Below are 14,137 nucleotides of genomic sequence, written 5' to 3'. Positions count from 1 at the left end.
GCGGTCCTCCTGGAAAGGTCAGTCCTTGAACACCGGCGTCTGCTTGGCCATGCTGGCCATCATCGCCGTGTTCAGGTCGTGCGACATCAGCATCGCGGCGTTCCAGGTGGCAATGTAGTTCAAGCCATCGGCCACCGTGTGGTCGCGGCTGTAGTTCAGCATCTCCTTGATGCCCCGCACGCTGAGCGGCGACTTGGCCGCCACCAGCTCGGCCATTTCGTGCACGCCGCTGAACAGGGCTTCCTTGGAGTCGAACACCTTGTTGACCAGGCCGATGGCCTGGGCCTCCTGCGCATCGACCTTGCGGCCCGTGAAGGCCAGTTCGCGCACCAAGCCCTGGTTGCCCACCAGCTTGGGCAGGCGCTGCAAGGTGCCCACATCGGCCACCATGCCGATGTCGATCTCCTTGACGGTGAAGTAGGCGTCTGCCGAGGCGTAGCGCATGTCGGTGCAGGTGATCAGGTCGATACCGCCGCCGACGCAACCGCCATGGATGGCGGCCAGCACGGGCTTGCGGCACTTCTCGAGGCTGGTGAGCGTGTCCTGCAGTTCCAGGATCAGGGCGCGCAGCTTCTCGCGGCTGCGGCCGCTGCAGTCGTCCTTGATGCGCTCCTGCAGGCCCAGCATCATGTTCAGGTCGATGCCGGACGTGAAATGCTTGCCCTCCCCGCGCAGCACCACGGCCCGCACCTCGGGTGTGGCATCGGCCCACTGCATGGCACTGCGGATGTCCTGCCACATCTGCCAGTTCATGGCGTTGGCCTTCTCTGGCCGGTTGAGGGTGAGCGTGGCCACGTGGCCGTCGAGCTGCGTGCGGATGGTCTCGAATTGCATGGGGTCTCCTGTCAGTCGATCAATGGGCGGAGGTCAAATGGCGCAGGCCACTTCCGTGCCCTGCTTGATGGCGCGCTTGGCATCCAGCTCGGCGGCCACATCGGCACCGCCGATCAGCGTTACCTTCTGGCCCGCGGCTTCCAGCGCGGCCTGCAGCGCGCGGAAAGGATCCTGCCCGGCACAGATGACCACGTTGTCCACGGGCAGCACCAGGTCCTTGCCGCCCACCTCGATGTGCAGGCCGGCATCGTCCACCTTGGTGTACGAGGCGCCCGCGATCATCTCGACGTTGCGGTTCTTCAGCGAGGTGCGGTGGATCCAGCCGGTGGTCTTGCCCAGGCCGTCGCCCACCTTGCTGGTCTTGCGCTGCAGCAGGAACACCTGGCGCGGAGGCTTGGGCAGGTGGGGCTGCTTGATGCCGCCCCGGTCGGCGTAGGTCGGGTCGATGCCCCACTCTTCATTGAACTTGGCCAGGTCGAGCGAGGGGCTCTCTCCTTCGTGCGTGAGGTACTCGNGGCTGCTTGATGCCGCCCCGGTCGGCGTAGGTCGGGTCGATGCCCCACTCTTCATTGAACTTGGCCAGGTCGAGCGAGGGGCTCTCTCCTTCGTGCGTGAGGTACTCGGCCACGTCGAAGCCGATGCCGCCGGCGCCGATCACGGCCACGGTCTTGCCCACGGGCTTCTTGTCGCGCAGCACGTCCAGGTAGCTCAGCACCTTGGGGTGGTCGATGCCGTCGATGGCCGGGGTGCGTGGGGCCACGCCCGTGGCCAGGATGACCTCGTCGAAGCCTTCCTGGATCAGAGCGTCGGCGGTGACGCGGGTGTTGAAGCGGGCCTGCACGCCCGAGGCCTTGATCTCGTTGCGGAAGTAGCGCAGGGTTTCGTAGAACTCTTCCTTGCCGGGGATCTGCTTGGCGATGTTGAACTGGCCGCCCACATCGGCATCGGCCTCGAACAGGGTCACGTCATGGCCACGCCGTGCTGCGGTGGTCGAGGCGGCCAGGCCGGCGGGGCCGGCCCCCACCACGGCCACGCGCTTTTTCGCGGTGGTGGGCTCGATCTTCAGGATGGTTTCGTGGCAGGCCCGCGGGTTGACCAGGCAGGAGGTGATCTTGCCGCTGAAGGTGTGGTCCAGGCAGGCCTGGTTGCAGCCGATGCAGGTGTTGATGGCGTCGGCCTGGCCAGCGGCGGCCTTGTTGACGAAATCCGGGTCGGCCAGGAAGGGGCGCGCCATCGACACCATGTCGGCATCGCCCTGGGCCAGCACCTGCTCGGCCACCTCGGGCGTGTTGATGCGGTTGGTGGTGATCAGCGGGATGCCGACCTTGCCCTTCATCTTGCGCGTCACCCAGGTGTAGGCCCCGCGTGGCACGCTGGTGGCAATGGTGGGGATGCGCGCCTCGTGCCAGCCGATGCCGGTGTTGATGATGGTGGCCCCCGCTGCCTCGATGGCCTGGGCCAGTTGCACCACCTCGTCGAACGACGAGCCGCCATCGACCAGGTCCAGCATGGACAGGCGGTAGATGATGATGAAGTCCGTGCCCACCCGCTCGCGCACGCGCTTGACGATCTCCACCGGGAAGCGCATGCGGTTCTCGTACGAGCCGCCCCATTCATCGGTGCGGTGGTTGGTGCGACTGGCCGTGAACTCGTTGATCAGGTAGCCCTCGGATCCCATCACCTCGACACCGTCGTAACCCGCCTTCTGGGCCATGGCCGCGCAATGGGCGTAGTCCTCCACCGTCTGCCACACCTCGGCGGTGGACAGCTCACGCGGGGTCGCGGGCGAGATCGGCGCCTTGACCGGGCTGGGCGCCACCAGGCCGGGGTGGTAGGCATAGCGCCCGAAGTGCAGGATCTGCATCGCGATCTTGCCGCCTGCGGCATGCACCGCATCGGTCACGATCCGGTGCTTGGCGGCCTCTTCTTCCGTGGCCAGGCGGGCGCCGCCCGGATAGGGCCGGCCATCGTCGTTGGGCGCGATGCCCCCGGTCACCATCAGCCCCACGCCGCCCCGGGCGCGTTCGGCGTAGAAAGCCGCCATGCGCTCGAAGCCGTCCTTGGCCTCTTCCAGGCCGACGTGCATCGAGCCCATCAGGACGCGGTTGCGCAAGGTGGTGAAACCCAGGTTCAGGGGCTCAAGCAAGTGGGGATAGGCGCTCATGGACAGGCTCGGCAAGAGAGATCTATGGGGGGGGACGGCGGACACCGGCGCATGACCATGCAACCAGTGGCACTGACGAGGATGCTAGGGCAAGATGCCCGACTATGCAACCAGTTGCGCAACCCATTGTCTTTGCGCCTGCATGGTGTAATCTGCGCGCATGTCTCTGCCCCATGCCCTCCTCACGGCGCTGGTCGAGCGGCCCAGCTCGGGCTCCGACCTGGCGGCGCGCTTCGACAAGACCATCGGCTATTTCTGGCGCGCCACGCACCAGCAGATCTACCGCGAACTGGCCCGGCTTGAAACCGCCGGGTGGATCGAGTCCCTGCCTGAAGAAACCACGCGTGGGCGCAAGCGCGCCTACAAGATCCTGCCCGCGGGCCGCAAGGAGCTCAAGCGCTGGACATCCCAGCAGGAAGACCCGCCCTTCCTGCGCGACGACCTGATGGTGCGGCTCTGGGCGGAGGCGGCCGTGGGCCCCACCAAGCTGGACCAGGAGATCGAGCGCCGGCTCGAACTGCACACCGAACGGCTCGAAACCTACCGCAAGTACGAGGCTCGCCACTACGCGGGCCAGGCTCCCTCCAGGGAGGTCGCCCTGAGGCGTCTGGTTCTGACCTGCGGCATCCGCTACGAGTCGTACTGGATCCAGGCGGCCACCGAGGCACTTCAGATCCTCCGGTCGTCCGACGACAAACCCGAAAAGTGAGTATTTCTGGACAACAGGCGCCGTTCAGGCACACGATGATGACGCGCGGATGTGCTCCTGCATCCCGGAAAATCAGACATGCCTCCAGCCCCGCGTCCCTCGTACGACACAGCGTCTTCGGCGCCCTTCCGGCTCCAGGATCTGCTCACGCGCGACCGGCTGTACCAGGCGGCGTTCGAGAGGGCCGGTGTGGGCATCGCCATCGTGTCGCTCGATGGCACCTGGGTCCGCATGAACCCGGCCCTGTGCGCCATCTTCGGCCGCTCGGCCGAAGAGCTCTCCTGCCTCACCTTCCAGGACATCACCCACCCGGATGACCTGGCGACAGACATGGCGCTGCTCGCCCAACTGATGGATGGGCAGTTCGAGCACTACACGCTGGAAAAGCGCTACATCCGCCCTGACGGCAGCATCGCGTGGGGCCACCTGACCACCACCCTGGTGCGCGACCAGCACGGCCAGCCCGAGAACATCGTGGCCATCGTGGAGGACATCACGGCGCGCCGTGCCCAGGAAGAGCACGAACGCCGTCTGTCGCAGGCCAACCAGACGCTCAGCGACCTCTACGACAATTCGCCCTGCGGTTACTACTCGCTGGACGCCGCCGGCCAGTTCGTGCAGATCAACGAGATGTCCCTCAGGCTGTTCGGTGCCACGCGCGAAGAACTCATCGGCCAGCGGGGCCCGCGGGATTTCTTCACAGAAGAAGGCCGGCAGCGTTTCTCCGACGCCTACCCCCTCTTCATGCAGCAAGGCTGCTTCGGGCCTGAAGAGTTCGACCTCATCGCCCACGATGGCCAGCGTCGACGCATCAGTGTCTCGGCCACGGCCCTGCATGGCGACGATGGCAGCTTCCTGCGCAGCCGCACCGTCATCTTCGATGTCACCGAGCTGCACCGCACCCGCATGGCACTGCAGGCCGTCAACCGTCAGCAGCACCTGATGCTGGACAACGAAATGGTCGCCATGGTGAAGCTGAAAAACCGGCGCATCACCTGGGCCAACAAGGCCCTTGAGCAGATGCTCGGCTACGCGCCGGGCGAACTGGAAGGCAAGACCACCCGCCAGATGTACCCACGCGACGACACCTACGACCGGCTGGGCACCGAGGCCTACGAGGCGCTCGCCGCCGGCCGGACCTACCGCACGCAGATCCAGCTGATCTCGCGCAGTGGGCAGCGCATCTGGGTGGACATGAGCGGCGCGCCACTCGACACCGCCACGGGCGAATCACTGTGGATGATGCTGGACATCTCTGCCATGAAGAAGTACCAGGCCGAGGTGGAAACCCTGGCCTTCCATGACGCGCTCACGGGCCTGCCCAACCGCATGCTGCTGATGGACCGCCTGGGCCTGGCGCTGGCCAGCGCCAGGCGCTCGGGCGAGCACATCGCCGTGTGTTTCGGTGACCTGAACGGCTTCAAGCAGGTGAACGACGTGCATGGCCACAACGCCGGCGACTTCCTGCTGCGAGAGGTGGGCAAACGGCTGCTGGGTTGTGTGCGCGAGCACGACACCGTGGCGCGGCTGGGGGGCGACGAGTTCATCATCGTGCTCACCCAACTGGCCACGCCCGACGAGGCGCATGAGGTGCTGGGCAGGGTCACCCAGGCCATCGCAGAGCCCTTCGTGCTGCCCGATGGTTCGTCGGCAACGGTGGGCATCAGTTTTGGCCTGGCACATGGCAACGAGCAGTCCGACGCGGCCACGCTCATCGAGCAGGCCGATGCGCAGATGTATGCGCAAAAGCACCATCGGCGCCCGGAACCTTCAGGTCTTTGAGCCTTGTGGGCTCACCTCAGCGGCGAAGCCCAGGGCGCGCGGGGCACGCGCGTCGGAGAGCCCGCGGCCGGCGGGGTGGCCTGGATGCGGGCCTGGATGGCCGCCCGCATCTGGTCCTCGGAGATCCCGCGCTCGAAAATCACCTGCACAGGCACCGAGGCCTGGTACTTCAGTTGCCCCATCGACTGGGCTGAAGACCAGAACTGCAAGGTCACCATGTAGGCGCCCACCGTGGGCACGGCACCGGCCGGTGCCGTGATCTTCCAGTCCAGATGCGCATGAAAGCGGCCCTGAGCCTTGGCGTCGTCGATCACAGCAGCCAGCGGGCCACTGATGCCGGCGGCACTGAAGCGCGTGCCGCCGGCATAGAAGGCGTACTGCTCGGCCCAGGTGGCGGGATCGGTGTCATGGCCGAACTCGACCTCCGGCGGGATGTTGCCGAACAACGCCACCTCCACGCCCTGGGGCGCCGGCCCCCAGCGCCCGGTGGCCGGGTTCCACCAGCGCAGGGTGCCCAACGCACGGAAGGAGATGATCTCGCCTGGCGTGAAGGTGCCTGCAAAGGCCTGAAACCCCGGGTCATCGGTCAGGTAGGGGCCGCCTTCCAGGTCGCCAAAATAGGCCGGATAGATCTTGTTGCCGGTTTCACCATCGATGGGCAGGAGGCCCGCCAAGTCCAGATCACCATGGAAGTCGGTGGTGATGCGCGCCCCCGCCACGGGGCCCGGCACGGTACGGAGTTCGACATCGAAGTGCACCGCGAGGGCCTGGGCAGAGCACAGGCCAATACATCCTGCCAGCAGCCGGGCGCGCATCGCCATCAGGTCCTCAAGCCTTGGCCGGGGCCTTGGCCTGGCGCTGGCGCCTGACCATGGCCACGGCCCCCAGGCCAGCCAGCGACATCAGCCAGGTGGAGGGCTCTGGAACCGGCATGGTGAGCGCATGCACAGCAGTTTCGAAATCGGCCTCGGACAATCCGCGGTTGAGCGCAATGTAGAAGGGGCTCGACGAGGCATAGCCATTGGCGCTCAGTTGCAACTGGATCAGGTAAGCACCGACGGCCGTGCGTCCCGATCCCACGGCGGTCAGGTCCAGGTGCTCATGGAGCTTGCCATTGGAGCCTGCCTGACCGATCAGGCCGGAGACGTCGCCTGTGATGCCGGATGCCGTCCAGAACGACTCTTCGCCCAGATTGCCGTTCACGCGCAGCGTGACGTTGGCAGGCACGGCAGAGGCCGACCAGGCGGTGCCGTTCCAGAAACTCAGCGTGCCCAGCGCGGTGTAGAAGATCTCGGCGCCAGCCGCCAGAGAGCCGACGGCGCTGTCATAGCCTGGGTCATCGGTGCTGTACAGGCCGCCAGCGAGATCTCCCAGGTTGCCTTCGAAGATGCCATAGCCATCGAGGCCGTGGGTGTGCCCTGCGCCCAGCGTCTGCAGGACGCCATGGGCAACGCCTATCTCGATGTCGCCATCGTGCAGCGGCTCGGCCCAGGCGGGCGCGCTGAAGGCGGTGACCAAGGCCAGCAGGCCGCCACCGATGACATTGGAAAGAGTGCTTGATCTCATGTTGGGTTGCTCCGAGTGTCGACTGTGTTGAAGTGGCGCACCCATGCACAGGGTCGCCATCGATCAAGACATCACGCCATCTTAGTTGATAATGATGTCTCATCATCATCTTATGGCAAAACATGCGACATGTCTTCACGAAGCGAGGGGCCAGCCTGCTGTGCATCACGCTCATGGCGGGTCAAAGTGCCCGCTCGCAAGATGCGACCGCGCCTGCCGGGAGCCCCATTTCGGGCGTGACGGCACTGCCCGATGTGTCGGTTCAGTCGACCAGAGAACAGGCCGTGGTTGACATGCAGGAGCCCACCTTCACACTGAAGGGCCCGATGTTGCGCAACCGGGCCGCCGCCACACTGGGCGCCACGTTGCAGGATGAGTTGGGGGTGGCGAATGCGAGCTTCGGCTCGAACGTGGGGCTGCCCGTGATCCGCGGCCTGGGCGGGTCACGCGTGCGCACCCTGGTGGGAGGCGCCGGTACCAACGATGCATCGAACATCAGCGCTGACCATGCCGTGATGGCCGAACCGCTGCTCGCAGACAGCATCACCGTGTGGAAAGGCCCGTCGGCCATCCGCTTCGGCGGTGGCGCCATGGGCGGCGCAGTCGAGATCGAAGATGGCCGCATACCGATGACGCTGCCCCGGCGCACCCAGTTCCGCGGTGATCTGCGCGGCGGCACCGAAGGGCGCAGCGCCGTGGTCAAGATCGATGGTCGATGGCCGGGCAGCGTGGCTTGGCACATCGATGTGCACGGGCGTGAGCAGTTCACCACGAAGGTGCCAGGCTGGGCCCAGGACGAAGCGGCCATCACGCAGCAGTTTGCCCTGCCTCCTACCCGCAACACCTGGGGCCGCGTACTTAATACCGATGCGCGCAGCAGCGGTGGTGCCGTCGGGGCCAGTTGGCTGGGCGAGACGGGCTGGCTGGGCCTGTCGCTGTCGACCTTGCAGCAGAACTACGGCATTCCGCCCGGAGGACACTCGCACAGCCATGGAGCAGACACCAGCACCGCCGCGGCCGATGAGCGCGTGCGGATCGATGCCCAACAGCAGCGGCTGGACCTTCGCGGCGAGCTGGAGCTGTCAAGCGAGGTTCTCAAGAAAATCAAGTGGCGCTCGGCGCACACCGACTACCGCCATGACGAGCTTGAGGGCGGACAGGCGGCCACCACCTTCCGCAACAAGGTCAACGAGTTCAAGGTAGAGCTTGAGCACACGCTAATGCAGGCTCTGCTGCCTTCGCCGCGCCATGGCCAGGCCACGGGCACCATCGGCATGCACGTCACGGAGCGGGCCTTCTCAGCACTCGGCCGGGAGGCTTTCGCACCACGGACCGCTGCCAGCCAGGCCGCGCTGTTCACCGTGCAGGGTTGGCGCCAAGGGCCATGGCAGTTCGACATCGGCGCCCGCATCGAGTACGTGAGCTACCGGCCTGCTGAATATGGTCTGTCTCGCGATGGCAGCGATGTCATCAAGCAGCCACCCGAGCGCCGGCTGCGCCCCGGCAGTTGGTCGGCTTCGGTGCGCCGGGACGTCGGCGAAGGCCATGTGACCCTCACGCGGTGGATGGTGAGCAGGGCACCCGATATCCAGGAGCTGTACGCCGACGGCCCCCACATGGCCACGCGCACCTACGACCTGGGCCGCGAGTCGATGGGCGTGGAGACCTTGCGAGGCTGGGACCTGGGCGTGTCGCAACCGCTGGGGGGCTTCACGGTGGAGGTCAACGCGTACCGTTACGCCAGCAGCAACTACATCTACCAGCGCAGCACCGGTCGCTTCTACAACACCGACAGCGGCGGGGTGCGCTTTGAATGCGCGCGCCTGGATCTGTGCCTGCCCGTGACTCAGTACGAGCAGGCGCCAGCCGAATTGCAAGGATACGAGCTGGAGCTCTCGCACCCCTGGCGTTGGGCCATCCGCGAAAGCCCCGCCCTGCACGGTCGGGTCGCGCTCACATCGGATGCGGTCCGCGGCAGGCTGACCAGCGGGGCAGCCCTGCCCCGCCTGCCGCCGCAGCGTTTCGGGCTGCGCCTGGAAGCGAACTGGCAGGCGACGATGGCCGAACTGCATGCTTTGAGAGGCATGCCCCAGCAACGCCCCGGCGATCAGGAAACCGCCACGGACGGCTGGTTCCAACTGCATGGATCGCTGCGGCACACCACACGGATGGCCGACGGGCAGCGTCTGAGCTGGTTCCTGCTGGCCCGCAACATCACCAACCAGCAGGTGCGCAACAGCACGTCGTTCCTGCGCAGCTATGCACCTGAACCAGGGCGCCTCGTCCAGCTGGGTGTGGAGGTCTCCCTGTGACACCCATCATGCGTTTCCGCGTCGGCCTGGCGGCCTGTGCGGCCCTCGCCTTTCTGGCCGCCTGCGGCGGCGGTGACGGTGGCGGCCAGACCAGGGTGATCGATGCCCAGGCGGGCGATGCAGATGCGCCGGCCTGCAGCGCCTGCGCACCAGGTGCCGTCACCGGCCTTGCCGCAATCGGTCAGCCGTTGGCAGGCGCCCGCGTGACGGTCTACGACGACACCGGCCCCCTGGCCAGCGCCATCACGGGCATGGACGGGCGTTTCCGAATCGATCTGCCTGGCCCATCTTCGGCAAAGCCGCTGTTGCTGCAACTGGTGACCACCGTGGCCGGTGAGCCCCTGATTCTGCACAACCTGCAAAGTGCCGAAGAGGCCCTGGCTGGCAAGCGTGCCCTGCACCTCACGCCCTTGACAGAGCTGATCGCCGCGGATGTGCTGGGCACCGCGCCCCAATCTGCCCTGGCCCGCCATGAGATCTCATGGCAGCGTGTGACGCGGCGGGCATTGCGCGATGCCGAAGCCAGGGTTCAATCCCTCGTGCAGCCTGTGCTGAACGCCACTGCAGTGCCTGACAACGTCGATCTGAGAAGCACTGCCTTCGACACCGACCAAGCCGGTCTGGATGCGGCCCTGTCCTTGATCCACGTCGAGCCAGCACAGGGCGGGTGGCAGGTGGCATGGAGGGCCGGGCCAGCCTCCAGCCGCTTCTTCGATCCGGTGTCTCCTGCAGCCAGCGCCTTGCCCGCATCGGCACGCCCCGCCAGCGATCTGCAGCAGGAACTGGCCACCACCACGGTGCAACTCCAGTCATTGCTGAGCGCCCTGAGCGCCGAGTACAGCGGCGCACTGCCTTCATCTGCCGAACTGGCCGCCTACCTGGCGCCAGACTTCCTGCACGCAGGACTGGATGCCGCAGCGTACGCCCGCGTGGTGCTGCAACGCCAGGATGCGCCAGACGATGGCGGGTACAGCCTGGTGGGTGCGCGCTTCTCTGACGTGCAGTTGCTCCAGCAGCCCGATGCCGACCACGCCTGGGTGCGCTTCCGCGTCCAGGCGCGGGGTGTGTTGGGATCACGAACCGAGTCCATGCGCATGATCAGGGATGCGTCCGGTTGGCGCCTTCAAGGCAATGGTGCGAAGGCTTCCGTCAAGGTTCGGCATGCGATCGTGCTGGGTCCCGGGCAGGCCACTCAGGACACCCTTCGCTCGGTGCACGGTGCCCACTGCGCCGGTGACGTGCGAGCCCAGCTCTCGGGGCAATGGTGCAGCACACCCGGTGGCTTGGCAGGCCTGCCCGGTGGCGGCGCGCTGGAGTTCGGGGATCCAGCCGAAATGGCATTCGGCACGCTGGGCGTCTACCGCTCAGCCATGGGCACACTGGCTGAGCAGCGCAGCGCGGCCGCCGTGCACAGCCGTCTTGTGGGCTCACCCAGTTCGACCTCTCGGCGATACCTGGTGTTCGAGGTGGACGCGCGGGAGATTTCACCCCATGTGGCCCGCGTGCGCGTTCGCGGCGGCGCACTGCCCAGTGGCGGGATCGATCTGGTCGCCCCAGGCTACACGGTCAACGGCCCTGCTGTCGAACACTGGACGCTGGCGACCGACGAAGACACCGGATGGGCCGGTCTGCCCTGGGGCTGGTGCCCCGACGACACCGAAGCAGCCGACTGCATGGCAGCCTGGTCAGGCATGCGCAGCGGCAGTTCACTGGTGTTCGAGCTGCTGGACACCCAGGGCGCGGTGATCGGCTCCGAGACAGCAGTGCTGCCACCCGAGCCACCGCGCCATGCGGCAGACCCAGGTGTCAGTGCATTCGCCCGCTTCGCCCTGGCGGCACAGCCCGCCAGCCAGCCCCTGATCGCCCGAGTGATGGCGGACAGCGGTGGTGCCTGGATCATCGACTGGCCATGGCGCACCGCCTCGGGCGTGCGGTGGCTCAGGGCAGACCTGAGCCTGCAACGCACGGACCTGGCCTCGGCCGGGGGGGCTGAAACGCTGCGGCGACGCGCCCACATCGACCCCGCCAGCCATGGCCGACTGGCGTGGACCCTGCCTGGCAGGCAAGGCTGGGGGGCTACGTGGCTGCACGCCCAGTTGACCGCGACGGACGAACTGGGGGTGCAACGCATCCACTTCATAGCGCCCAGCAACCCGCATTGAAGGCCGCCCGCCTCACGGGTTGGATGGCGCAGGCCAGACGGCCTTCGCGATGTCAGCCCGCCTTGCGGCGCCGGGCCACCACGCCCAGCGTGGCCAGGCCTGCGGCCATCATCGCCCAGGTGCCGGGCTCGGGCACGGCCGGTGCCACGGCGAAGTCGATGTAGAACGTGCCGCCATCCAGCACCGCCTGGTTGCTGCCCAGGTTCACCAGTGAGAACTGTGCGGTATAGGTGCCGGCGGCGGCCGTCGAGTCGACGTAGAAGGTGGGCAGGAAGCTCAGCGAATGGCCATCGCCCAGCACCGCCACGTTGGAGGTGTCGAACAAGTCCAGATCGCCCTGGGCCGCCACCTTCAGGCCGGCGGAGATCGATTCGAGCTTCAAGCCCACCAGCACGCCATCATAGGCCTGGCTCCAGCGCGCACCGCTCGACCCATACAGCGCGTCGGCCTGCTCTCCCAGGCCCGCCAATGACTGGATGGACGCCGCACCAAGATGCCCGTATTCGTGGTTCACACCGGCCGCCTGGACCGCGCTGACCAGCTTGCCTGCAAAGGCCCCGGTGCCGGCGGTGAGCGCCAGTGCCTGGTTGTCGGCATCGGTACGGGCATAGGTTTCGGGGATGCGGTTGTTCGTGTTTGTCGGGTCGATCACGGGAGCAGACACCGAGCCGCTGTAGCTGTAGGCACCGATGCCGTGAAAGTGGTCGCCGTGATCAAACAGCAGGGTCAGGCGTCCGGCGTTGGGATTGGCCAGCCCCGCGAACGTGCCCGAGGCCACCGTGGGCAGGCTGTCCACCCCAATGTAGAACCCGATGCCCTCACCCCAGCGGGCCCCCTCGGCCGCGTGAGCCTGCACGGTCAACGCAGCCAGCGCCGCCAGCGCCACGGTTCTTTTCATCATCTTCAAGATCATCTCCTGGTTGTGTGCCTGCGGAAGTGCATGCGCACGCCGTCTGAACGGTCACGGCATTCTGCAGGATATTCAAGATAATGAGAAGTCATTACCAATAATGACCAAGGAAGCATCGAATGTGTTCTGTGGATCCTTGCAGGAGGAGGCTAGGCGCTGGCCACGGCGCTGCGCTTGAGCGCGATGCATTCCTTGCACAGGCCGTACAGGGTCAACTCGTGCCGATGGACGCGAAAGCCTTTGGGGGCCAGGCCTTTGAGATCGCCTGGGCATTCGTGGACATCGAACACCCGACGGCAAGCATCGCACTGGAAGTGGTGGTGGTGGTGGTGCGCCCGGTGGGCTGGCTCGTAGCGAGGATTCTCGCCCGGCAGGGTCACCACCTCGATCTCGCCGGCGTCGAGCAGCAGCTTGATGTTTCGGTACACCGTGGCGATGCCGATGCCCGGAACGACCGCCTGTGCACCGTCGAGGATCTCCTGAGGAGACAAAGGGCGCTGGGCATCTTCGATGACGTTGCGCAAGGCTTCGCGCTGCCGGGTGGTACGTTCCATGGTCTTGGAATGTTATCGCATATCGATATTGGGAATCCATTAAGAAACCGCCCTCCTTCCGCCATGTGAATGTTCCCGCGTGAGGCGAAGCGTCTCAAGGGTGCTCAGATCCTCGAACACCAGGGTGTCGCGGTCCGTGATGAACCAGTTCAGGCGTGGCGTGAGGTTCTGCCCCTCGTAGCGGACGTCCCACCCGATCGTCACCCGGCGCGCCCGCACGGACTCTCCCGGCGGCGACGTCCAGGCCACCCATGCGGACCTCGGTGCCCCTGCTGCGGGAACCGCTCATCGTCACGCCGGGCACACGGCCGAGCACATCGGCCACGGACGTGTCGCCATACCGGTTGAGGTCGTCACGGGTGACCACGGTCTTGCTGGCGGTGGTGTCGCGTCGCTCATCTCTTTCGGTGCCTGAGCGCACCACCACCGCGTCGAGCTGGCCATGGCGCCTCACAAATCGGCAATCCGAATATGAATATGCCAAAGACTCGTGGACACATGGACATGCGGATAAATCGCATGGACAGCCCGCAGCATCCGCTTCAATGCAAGCCTGACATCAGCAGGAGGCAAGACGATGCAGATTCTGTCCAGACACCTGGTGGCCGCGTTCGGGGCCCTGGCCTGCACACTCGGAACGGCCCATGCGGCCGAACTCGACCCCCGCGCGGTGGAATTCAAGGCACCGAAAGACATCAAGTGGGTGCGCAATGCCGCGGGCACCAACGAGCAGGCCGTGCTGTTCGGCGATCCGACCAAGCCGGGGCCGTATGTGGTGCGCATCAAATGGCTGCCCGGCAACTTCAGCCGGCCGCATTTCCATGGCACCGACCGCTTCTTCGTGGTGCTTTCCGGCACCTGGTGGGTGGGCACCGGCGACAAGTTCGACCCGGACAACAACACCGTGCCCATCCCCGCCGGCAGCTACGTGATCCACAAGGGTGGCCAGGTGCACTACGACGGCGCCAAGGGCGAAGAAGCCATCATCCAGGTGTCGGGCATCGGCCCCGTGACCACCACGCAGGCAGCCAAGCCTCAGTGACGCTGTGACACGACGTCACACCAGCTAAACGGCGGGCCTTCTCCAGGCTTTTCTCTGGGCCCGATTGGCCCGGCTTTTCAGGCGTTCTGTAGGGCAAATTCC

Annotated in this window: 11 protein-coding genes and 1 pseudogene; 5 read left to right on the top strand and 7 right to left on the bottom strand. The window is 66.2% G+C overall.

All coding sequences use genetic code 11. The annotated features are described in order from the left end of the window. Positions 1–18: 18 nt before the first annotated feature. Positions 19–834 carry a crotonase/enoyl-CoA hydratase family protein gene (locus tag EIP75_RS22030; RefSeq protein WP_125245355.1) on the bottom strand — a complete coding sequence of 272 codons (816 nt, stop codon included), beginning with the start codon at positions 832–834 and terminating at the stop codon, positions 19–21. 33 nt (positions 835–867) lie between these two features. After that, positions 868–2,998, bottom strand: a pseudogene (locus tag EIP75_RS22020) (2,4-dienoyl-CoA reductase FMN-binding domain-containing protein). 160 nt (positions 2,999–3,158) lie between these two features. Between EIP75_RS22020 and EIP75_RS22015 the strand changes: the two are divergent. Together EIP75_RS22015 and EIP75_RS22010 are read left to right on the top strand one after the other, a co-directional pair. Continuing rightward, on the top strand, positions 3,159–3,707 hold the full coding sequence (locus EIP75_RS22015; protein ID WP_125245352.1) for a PadR family transcriptional regulator: 549 nt from the start codon (positions 3,159–3,161) through the stop codon (positions 3,705–3,707). 78 nt (positions 3,708–3,785) lie between these two features. Beyond that, entirely contained in the window at positions 3,786–5,489 is a 1,704-nt protein-coding gene (locus EIP75_RS22010) for a PAS domain S-box protein (protein ID WP_125245351.1), read from the top strand. Positions 5,490–5,500: 11 nt separating this feature from the next. Here EIP75_RS22010 and EIP75_RS22005 read toward each other — a convergent pair whose 3' ends face one another. Both EIP75_RS22005 and EIP75_RS22000 read right to left on the bottom strand, forming a co-directional pair. After that, a complete protein-coding gene (locus tag EIP75_RS22005) occupies positions 5,501–6,310 on the bottom strand; it encodes a PEP-CTERM sorting domain-containing protein (RefSeq protein ID WP_125245350.1) in 810 nt (269 codons plus the stop codon). A gap of 7 nt (positions 6,311–6,317) precedes the next feature. After that, complete coding sequence (locus EIP75_RS22000) at positions 6,318–7,055, bottom strand: PEP-CTERM sorting domain-containing protein (protein ID WP_158622954.1); 738 nt, start codon at positions 7,053–7,055, stop codon at positions 6,318–6,320. 236 nt (positions 7,056–7,291) lie between these two features. Here EIP75_RS22000 and EIP75_RS21995 point away from each other — a divergent pair, with 236 nt between their 5' ends. Together EIP75_RS21995 and EIP75_RS21990 are read left to right on the top strand one after the other, a co-directional pair. Continuing rightward, entirely contained in the window at positions 7,292–9,367 is a 2,076-nt protein-coding gene (locus EIP75_RS21995; protein WP_158622953.1) for a TonB-dependent receptor domain-containing protein, read from the top strand. Positions 9,368–9,375: 8 nt separating this feature from the next. Continuing rightward, complete coding sequence (locus EIP75_RS21990; protein ID WP_125245347.1) at positions 9,376–11,529, top strand: carboxypeptidase regulatory-like domain-containing protein; 2,154 nt, start codon at positions 9,376–9,378, stop codon at positions 11,527–11,529. Between the two features lie 52 nt (positions 11,530–11,581). Here the strand turns inward: EIP75_RS21990 and EIP75_RS21985 are convergent, their stop codons facing one another. From EIP75_RS21985 to EIP75_RS24755, 3 genes are all read right to left on the bottom strand, one after another. Beyond that, positions 11,582–12,430 carry an all3515 family Zur-repressed PEP-CTERM protein gene (locus tag EIP75_RS21985; RefSeq protein WP_233584993.1) on the bottom strand — a complete coding sequence of 283 codons (849 nt, stop codon included), beginning with the start codon at positions 12,428–12,430 and terminating at the stop codon, positions 11,582–11,584. A 158-nt stretch (positions 12,431–12,588) separates the two neighbouring features. Beyond that, positions 12,589–12,993: a Fur family transcriptional regulator gene (locus tag EIP75_RS21980; protein WP_125245346.1), complete on the bottom strand. Its 405-nt coding sequence runs from the start codon at positions 12,991–12,993 to the stop codon at positions 12,589–12,591. 94 nt (positions 12,994–13,087) lie between these two features. Beyond that, positions 13,088–13,414, bottom strand: a complete 327-nt coding sequence (locus EIP75_RS24755; protein WP_274379823.1) for a TonB-dependent receptor plug domain-containing protein — start codon at positions 13,412–13,414, stop codon at positions 13,088–13,090. A 156-nt stretch (positions 13,415–13,570) separates the two neighbouring features. Between EIP75_RS24755 and EIP75_RS21970 the strand changes: the two genes are divergently transcribed. Then, positions 13,571–14,035: a cupin domain-containing protein gene (locus EIP75_RS21970; protein WP_125245345.1), complete on the top strand. Its 465-nt coding sequence runs from the start codon at positions 13,571–13,573 to the stop codon at positions 14,033–14,035. Positions 14,036–14,137: the final 102 nt, after the last annotated feature.

The organism is Aquabacterium soli (genome assembly GCF_003933735.1).
Taxonomy (GTDB): Bacteria; Pseudomonadota; Gammaproteobacteria; order Burkholderiales; family Burkholderiaceae_C; genus Aquabacterium; species Aquabacterium soli.
Note: the sequence above shows the minus strand (reverse complement) of the source record. Positions and strands in the feature narration are given on the sequence as shown.